This window comes from uncultured Oscillibacter sp., assembly GCF_910587525.1.
In the GTDB taxonomy this organism is placed as follows: domain Bacteria; phylum Bacillota; class Clostridia; order Oscillospirales; family Oscillospiraceae; genus Oscillibacter.
Genome location: NZ_CAJULS010000116.1, coordinates 1 through 7,440 on the forward strand (window position 1 = coordinate 1; position 7,440 = coordinate 7,440).

Consider the following 7,440-nt stretch of genomic DNA (forward strand, 5'->3'; position numbering starts at 1 on the left):
AGATCATGTCCGCCCAGAAGGCCCGGGGGGCGGACTTTGAGAGCGGGAACCTGATCCAGAAAGCCAAGGCGCTGATTCCCATCCTGGTGCCGCTGTTCATCAGCGCTTTCCGCCGGGCTGATGAGCTGGCCACGGCCATGGAGTGCCGGTGCTACCACGGCGGCGAGGGGCGGACAAAGCTCCATGTGCTGAAATACGAGGCCCGGGATTACATCGCGCTGGTGATAGGAGCCGTCATTCTGTCGGGGGTCATCGTCCTGGGGCACTTCTTCGGCATCTGAATTCCTCAGTCCCGCGGGGGTTGGTGGAGGGCCTGCAGCAGTGAGAACCCCAGGTAGAGCCCGGTGGAGAACGCCGCCGTGGACCAGCGGAGGTAATAGCTGGATAGCAGGTCGCAGACCTCAAGCTGGCTCCCCTGATCCAGGGGCAGCTCGTCCAGAGCGGCCAGGACCTCCGCCTCGTCATATACGCCCTGCTCCCGCAGGACCGTGTCGCCATAGGTGTCAAACAGCTTCTCCAACAGGGATTCCATGAAAATTCCTCCTTTATGTGGCCGTTGTTCTAGAGTTGACTTTGTGATAAGGTATTTCGAGGGACTGGATGATAAGTATTATATCGCGTTAAATCACGTAAATCAATAGGAAATACGATAATTCATGTAAAACGGGCGGGTATGCAGAAAGGAGGCGGTTTGTGATGGATAACGCGCATTCTGCCGGGCTGATTAAGGCTCGTTGCAGAGAAAAAGGGATTCCTGTTTGCACGCTTCTGGCGGAATGTGGTGTCCGAAAGGGCCTGATTTATGATATGGAGAAGCGGGACTGGACACCATCCTGTGAGATTTTAGAAAAAATCGCCGACTATCTGGACTGTTCCGTGGACTATCTTCTGGGCCGTACGGACAATCCGGACATCAACCGTTAGAAAGAGCTCGCCGCAGCCTTTTTCTTGTCCCGCCGGCCGACAGCAGCGCTTCTTTTTCACGAAAAAGAAAAGCGGGGGGCGGATTCCCCCGGGAATCCAGGAAGATTAGGAGACGCTTATGCGAAACATCGCCCTGAAGCTCATGTACAACGGCACCGCCTACCACGGCTGGCAGGTGCAGAAAAACGCCGTCTCCGTCTGCGAGACCCTGCAAAGGGCCCTGGAGAAGATCACCGGGGCGCCGGTACACCTCACCGGCTGCGGGCGGACCGACGCCGGCGTCCACGCGGAGCGGTACATCGCCAACTTCCATACGGAGAGCCGTATCCCAACGGACCGGCTGCCCTTTGCCGTCAACACCCACACGCCGGAGGACATTGCCGTGGAGTCGGCTTACGAGGTGGCGGAGGACTTCAACGCCATCGGCTCGTGCCTGAAAAAGGAGTACACCTACCGCATCTACAACTCCCGGTTCAAGAACCCGTTTTATGTCAACCGGGCGTACTTCTACCCCAAGCGGCTGGACGAGGAATTTCTGAACCGGGCGGCCCATATGTTCGTAGGCACCCATGACTTTCGGGCGGTGCGCTCTGTGGGCACGGAGACCAAGTCCACCGTCCGCACCATCTACTACTGCGACGTGTCCCGCGGGGGGGATCTTTTGGAATTGAAGGTCTGCGCCAACGGGTTTCTGTATAACATGGTACGGGCCATCACCGGCACTGTGCTCTACGCGGCGGAGGGGAAATTCACCCCGGAGGACATCCCCGCCATACTGGAAAGCGGTGACCGGACTCTGGCGGGACCTACAGTGCCGCCGGGGGGACTGTACCTGACAAGACTTTGGTATGAGGATGAACGGCTTAATGGCTAACAGGACGAAAGGCATCTGGAAGGATGGCGGCGGCGCGGGGAAGGCGGAGCGGAGCTCCGGGCCCCTGCGGCGGTTTCTTGTGTTTTTCCTGGCCTTGGCGGCGGTGCTGGGGGTGGTGATGGCGGCGGCCTACCGGGACGGCACCGGGTTTGACGTACTGCGGCGGTATCTGAACTATGGCGGTTCCGCCAGCTCCGGCGAGGAGCGCTACCGCTACGACTTCTCCCCGGGCAACCGGTTTGCGGTGCTGGGAGACCAGCTGGTGGTGTTGTCTGAGAACTCTCTGCGGCTTTTGAACAGGGACGGGGGGGTGACCTGGTCCGCCCAGGTGAAGATGTCCGCCCCGGCTCTGAGTCAGGGCGGCGGCCGGGTGGCGGCCTACGATATCGGCGGCAGGTCGCTGTATGTTCTGGATGAGAGGGGAGAGGTATTCCATCTGGAGACGGAGGAGGATGAGCCCATTATCTCCGCCACGCTCAATGGCAAAGGGATGCTGGCGGTGGCGGCGGAGCGGCGGAACGCCAAAGGGGCTGTCTACGCATATGGTGCGGACATGACCCGGATATTTGACCTCACTTCCGGCGAGCGGTTTGTGGCGGAGGCCCGGATCAGTGATGACGGAAATACCCTGGCGGCAGTGCGGCTGGGGCAGGAGGACGGTGTGTTCATCAGCAGCGTGGTGCTTTACGACCTGCGGGAGGCGGGGGAGAAAACGCCCATTGCGGATTACAGCATTCCCAATGGGCTGGTACTCTCCACAGGCGAGCAGAGAGGAAGGCTTGTAACTGTTTCGGATACCTGTGTGACCTGTGCCTCCTATTCCGGCAGGGTGGAGGGCAGCTATGACTGCGGCAGCTCCTATCTGCGGGCGTACAGTCTGGGCGATGAGTTTACCGCGCTGCTGCTGAACCGCTACCAGGCCGGCAACGTGGGCCGGCTGGTCACGGTGGACGCGGAGGGGGCTGAACTGGGAAGCCTGGAGATCCACGAGGAGGTCCGGAGCCTCTCTGCGGCGGGACGGTATCTGGCGGTATTGTACACGGACCGGCTGGTGGTGTATAATGAGAACTTACAGGTATACGCCTCCCTGCGGGGTATTACCGGCGTTTCCTCGGCGGTGATGCGGCCGGACGGTTCGGCGCTGCTGTTCTCCACGGAGTCCGCCAGCCAGTTTCTTCCTTAGAAGCGAAAAATTTTTGGGGAGTTCACAAAACGTTTACAGCGAGAAAGGTAGGAAAATGTGACGGCACCTGTTATAATAGACATCATTGCGGCGGTTCTTCTGATCGGGTTTACCATCTGGGGGGCCAGACGGGGACTTTTTCGGGCCCTGGCGGGTCTGCTGATTGTAGTGCTGGCCCTGGTGGGGGCCCGCTTTGCGGCGGAGGCGCTGGCGCAGCCTGCGGCGGCAATGGCAGCGCCTGCCATTGAACGGCACATCGAAAAGCGGCTGGATGAGACCCTGTCCGGCACGGTTGGACAGATGCCGGAGGAGATTCTGCCGGAGGAGCTGCTGGGGCTTCTGGGAATCGCGGGAGACCGGCTGGAGGACCTGGCATCCAAAGCGCGGGAGGGCGTTCGGGAGACCGGGGCATCCATATTGTCCGCTGTGGCTCAGAGTATGGCGGAGTCCTTTTTCTATGGACTGATCTATATTTTGGCCTTTTTACTGCTGACGGTCCTTTTGAACCTGGCCGCAAAACTCATGGACTTGGCGTTGAAGCTGCCGGTGCTCCACAGCGCCAACACCCTGGGCGGAGCGGCGGTGGGCCTGATCGAGGGTGCGCTGGTTCTGGTTTTACTGGTCTTGCTGCTGCAGCGGCTGGGCATCTCCCCGGAGGGGAGCTACATTTTACAATTCGCGGCCCGGATATGAGCGGGGCCCGCTTTGCAACCTCAGCGGCGGGGCCGCTGGATTTTCTGGAGGTATACGATGCAGCCTACACTTTGTTCAAGATGTAAAAAGAACGTTGCCGTGGTGTTCATTTCCAAGCTGGACGGCGATAAGCCCATCAACGAGGGATTGTGCCTCAAGTGCGCCAAGGACCTGGGATTGCCCCAGGTGGACGACATGATGAAGCGCATGGGCATCTCCGACGAGGACTTGGAGACCATCAACACGGAGATGATGCAGGCCTTTGACGGCGTGGAGAATATCGAGGATCTGCCCGGCGGCGAGGAGAGCGGCAGCGGGGAGGAAGAGGACGGCAAGACCGCCACCTTCCCGTTTTTGAACCGCCTGTTCTCCTCCGGCGACAAGCCCTCCAAAGAGGAGTCCGCCTCCGAGGAAGGGGGCACCCGGGGCGGCCGGGAGAAGAAGGACGCCAAGAACGGCAAGCGGAAGTATCTGAACAGCTACTGCATCTCCCTCAGTGACAAGGCCAAGGAGGGCAGGCTGGACCCGGTGATTGGACGGACCCAGGAGATCGAGCGGGTGGTGCAGATCCTCAACCGCCGGCAGAAGAACAATCCCTGCCTCATCGGCGAGCCCGGCGTGGGCAAAACCGCCATTGCCGAGGGACTGGCCCAGCGGATTGCGGGCGGGGACGTGCCCTTTAAGCTGCGGGAGAAGGAGGTCTATCTTCTGGACCTCACCGCATTGGTGGCCGGCACCCAGTTCCGGGGCCAGTTTGAGAGCCGGATGAAGGGCCTTATCGATGAGGTGAAGCGGCTGGGCAATATCATTTTGATGATTGACGAGGTCCACAGCATCGTGGGCGCCGGCGATGCTGAGGGCAGCATGAACGCCGCCAATATCTTAAAGCCCGCCCTCTCCCGGGGGGAGATCCAGGTCATCGGCGCCACCACCTTTAACGAGTACCGCAAGTCCATTGAGAAGGACACCGCCCTGGAGCGGCGCTTCCAGCCGGTGACGGTAAGCGAGCCCTCCATCGAGGACTCTGTGGAGATTTTGAAGGGACTGGCTCCCAATTACGAGAAGTTCCATGGTGTGAAGATCTCCGAGGGCATTCTCCGCCAGGCGGTGGTGCTCAGCGAGCGGTACATCACGGACCGTTTTTTGCCGGACAAGGCCATTGATCTCATTGACGAGGCCTGCTCCGATTTGAATTTGAAGGACCCGGATATCTCCCGCAGGATGCAGATTCAGCGGGAGCTGGACGACTACGAAAAAGAGCGCACCATGCTGGAGGACAAGGAGGAGAAGGTCGAGGACGACTACGCCCGCATGGCGGAGCTGAAGAGCCGGGAAATGCAGCTGAACACAGAGCTTACAGCCCTGTGTGAGAAAGGCGATCCCCAGCTGTCCATGGAGAACCTGGCCCATGTCATCGAGCTTTGGACCAAGATCCCCGCCTCCCGGATTCGGGAGCAGGAGTTCCAGCGCCTGAGCCAGCTGGAGCAGCGGCTCAAGGGCCACATCATCGGCCAGGATGAGGCGGTATCCGCCGTGTCCGCCGCCGTGCGCCGCAACCGGGTGGGCATCTCCCCCAAACACAAGCCCGTCAGCTTCATCTTCGTGGGCCCCACCGGCGTCGGCAAGACGGAGCTTGTCAAGCAGCTGGCCAGCGATCTTTTCAACACTCCGGACGCCCTGATCCGGCTGGATATGTCTGAGTTTATGGAGAAGCACTCCGTTTCCCGCATTGTGGGCTCCCCTCCGGGGTACGTTGGATATGATGAGGCGGGCCAGCTGACGGAGAAGATTCGCCGCAAGCCCTATGCCGTGGTGCTCTTTGACGAGATTGAAAAGGCTCACCCGGACGTGTTGAACGTGCTTCTCCAGATTTTGGACGATGGTGAGATCACCGATGCCCATGGCCGGAAGGTGAACTTTGAGAACACCATCATCGTCATGACATCCAACGCCGGCAGCGCCACCAAGGAGGGTACGGTGGGCTTTGGCCGCACCCAGCAGGAGCAGGACGCCGACCGGGCCATGAAGGCCCTCCAGCAGTTCCTGCGGCCGGAGTTCATCAACCGGGTGGACGCGGTCATCACCTTCAACCGCCTGACGGAGGAGCACTTCCAGTCCATTGCATGCATCATGCTGGAGGAACTGGCTGCCTCCCTGAAAGAGAAGGCTATCACTCTCACCTATGACGACGCCCTGGTGGAGCTGCTGACCCACAAGTCCTATTCCCGGACCTACGGAGCCCGGAATCTCCGGCGAACCATCCAGAAGGAGCTGGAGGACCCCATGGCCACTAGGATTATCGACAGCTATGAGAGTCCCATCACACAGATCAGGGCCACGGCAGAGGACGGCGAGGTCAGGCTGTACTGTCTGTAATTTTTGTCTTTGGAGGAGAGCGTATGCTGTTTCGCAAGGATATGGATCCCCGGTGCGCATACTGCCGCCAAGGCCAGCAGATCAACGAGCGGGAGGTGGCCTGCGTAAAGCGGGGCATTGTCCCGTTGGAGAACAGCTGCCGGGCCTTTCGCTATGATCCGTTGAAGCGGGTGCCACCCCGCCCGGCAGTGCTGGGGACGCAGCGGCTGAAACCGGAGGACTTTCAAATATAATGCTGTCTCCTGATAAAAAGATGGCATTTTTATCACGGCGTTGTATGCCGCCGTGCCTGAGGTGCCGACAGCATTCCTGGCGGTTTCGCCGTCAGGCGGCATTTTGTGAGGAATTATAATAGAAAACCGACAGGCGCCAGGCAATCCCGGCGCCTGTCTCCATAAATCCCCTGCTGTGACGGGGAGAGGGAGAGAAAGAGATGGAACTGAAAAAAGTCTGGGCAGTGTATTACAGCGCCACGGGGACCACGGCCAAAGTCGTCCGCACCGCGGCGGGGACGCTGGCGGAGCGGCTGGGTCTGCCCATGGAAGAGCGGAGCTTCACCCGGCCCGGGGAGCGGCGGGAGGTCCTGACGTTTACGGCAGCGGATCTGGTGGCGGTGGGTTCTCCCACTTACGCAGGAAGACTGCCCAACAAAATTTTGCCGGATTTTCAGGCGAAACTCCAGGGAAACGGAGCGCTGGCGGTACCTGTGGTGCTCTTCGGCAACCGGAGCTATGACAACTCCCTGGCGGAGCTGCGGGCGGTACTGGCAGCGAATGGGTTTCTCCCTGTGGCGGCGGGGGCCTTCGTGGGCCGCCATGCCTTTACGGACGAGCTGGCTTTCGGCCGCCCTGCCTGGAGCGACCTGGCGGAAATCAGGGACTTTGCCGGGAGGATCACGGAGAAGGTGCTGGCGGGAGACCCTGGGACAGTTCAGGTGCCCGGGGACCCGGCGGCGCCGTACTACGTTCCAAAGGGCGTGGATGGGGAGCCGGTGAAATTTTTGAAGGCCAGGCCCAGAACAGATTTGGGAAGGTGCACCAACTGTGGGGCCTGTGTTCGGGTGTGCCCCATGGGGGCAATTGACCCGGCCAATGTGGCGGAGGTGCCGGGGACGTGCATCAAGTGTCAAAGCTGTGTGCGTAAGTGTACCCGGGGGGCCAAATACTTTGATGATCCGGCGTTTTTGTCCCATGTGGCTATGTTGGAGAGGAACTTTCAGGAGCCGAAGGAGAACCGGCTGTTTATATAGATATGAATCAAGTTTAGGGCCGCCCTTTTCAAAGGGCGGTGGGGGCGGGGGCAAAGCCCCTGTAGTTATTATAATAAAACGCAAGCATAAGATTGCGTTTTATTAGGAAAACACACTGCCAAAGGGATTTTATGCTTTGGC

General features: G+C 59.9%; 9 protein-coding genes. 8 read left to right on the forward strand and 1 reads right to left on the reverse strand.

Annotated elements, in window-relative coordinates; translation table 11 throughout:
* Positions 1-281, forward strand: a 281-nt coding sequence (locus tag QZ326_RS10050; RefSeq protein ID WP_295744741.1) for an energy-coupling factor transporter transmembrane protein EcfT, incomplete at its 5' end; no start/stop codon positions are given.
* 5 nt (positions 282-286) lie between these two features.
* Here the strand turns inward: QZ326_RS10050 and QZ326_RS10055 are convergent.
* Complete coding sequence (locus tag QZ326_RS10055; RefSeq protein ID WP_295744744.1) at positions 287-532, reverse strand: hypothetical protein; 246 nt, start codon at positions 530-532, stop codon at positions 287-289.
* A 164-nt stretch (positions 533-696) separates the two neighbouring features.
* On the opposite strand from QZ326_RS10055, the gene QZ326_RS10060 reads away from it, so the two are divergent.
* From QZ326_RS10060 to QZ326_RS10090, 7 genes are all read left to right on the forward strand, one after another.
* Complete coding sequence (locus QZ326_RS10060; RefSeq protein WP_295744747.1) at positions 697-924, forward strand: helix-turn-helix domain-containing protein; 228 nt, start codon at positions 697-699, stop codon at positions 922-924.
* A 118-nt stretch (positions 925-1,042) separates the two neighbouring features.
* Entirely contained in the window at positions 1,043-1,798 is a 756-nt protein-coding gene (gene truA / locus QZ326_RS10065) for a tRNA pseudouridine(38-40) synthase TruA (protein ID WP_295744749.1), read from the forward strand.
* Positions 1,791-2,981 (forward strand): DUF5711 family protein, encoded by a 1,191-nt coding sequence (locus QZ326_RS10070; protein WP_295744752.1) that lies wholly within the window; start codon positions 1,791-1,793, stop codon positions 2,979-2,981. The genes truA and QZ326_RS10070 overlap by 8 nt, the downstream gene beginning before the upstream one ends.
* Positions 2,982-3,038: 57 nt before the next feature.
* Entirely contained in the window at positions 3,039-3,674 is a 636-nt protein-coding gene (locus QZ326_RS10075; protein ID WP_295744755.1) for a CvpA family protein, read from the forward strand.
* Between the two features lie 57 nt (positions 3,675-3,731).
* The gene (locus QZ326_RS10080; RefSeq protein ID WP_295744758.1) at positions 3,732-6,050 is read left to right on the forward strand and encodes an ATP-dependent Clp protease ATP-binding subunit; all 2,319 of its coding nucleotides are present in this window, start codon (positions 3,732-3,734) and stop codon (positions 6,048-6,050) included.
* 23 nt (positions 6,051-6,073) lie between these two features.
* Positions 6,074-6,283 (forward strand): hypothetical protein, encoded by a 210-nt coding sequence (locus QZ326_RS10085; RefSeq protein WP_295744761.1) that lies wholly within the window; start codon positions 6,074-6,076, stop codon positions 6,281-6,283.
* A gap of 200 nt (positions 6,284-6,483) precedes the next feature.
* Positions 6,484-7,299, forward strand: coding sequence for a 4Fe-4S binding protein (locus QZ326_RS10090; protein WP_295744763.1), 816 nt, complete (start codon positions 6,484-6,486; stop codon positions 7,297-7,299).
* The last annotated feature ends 141 nt before the right edge of the window (positions 7,300-7,440 follow it).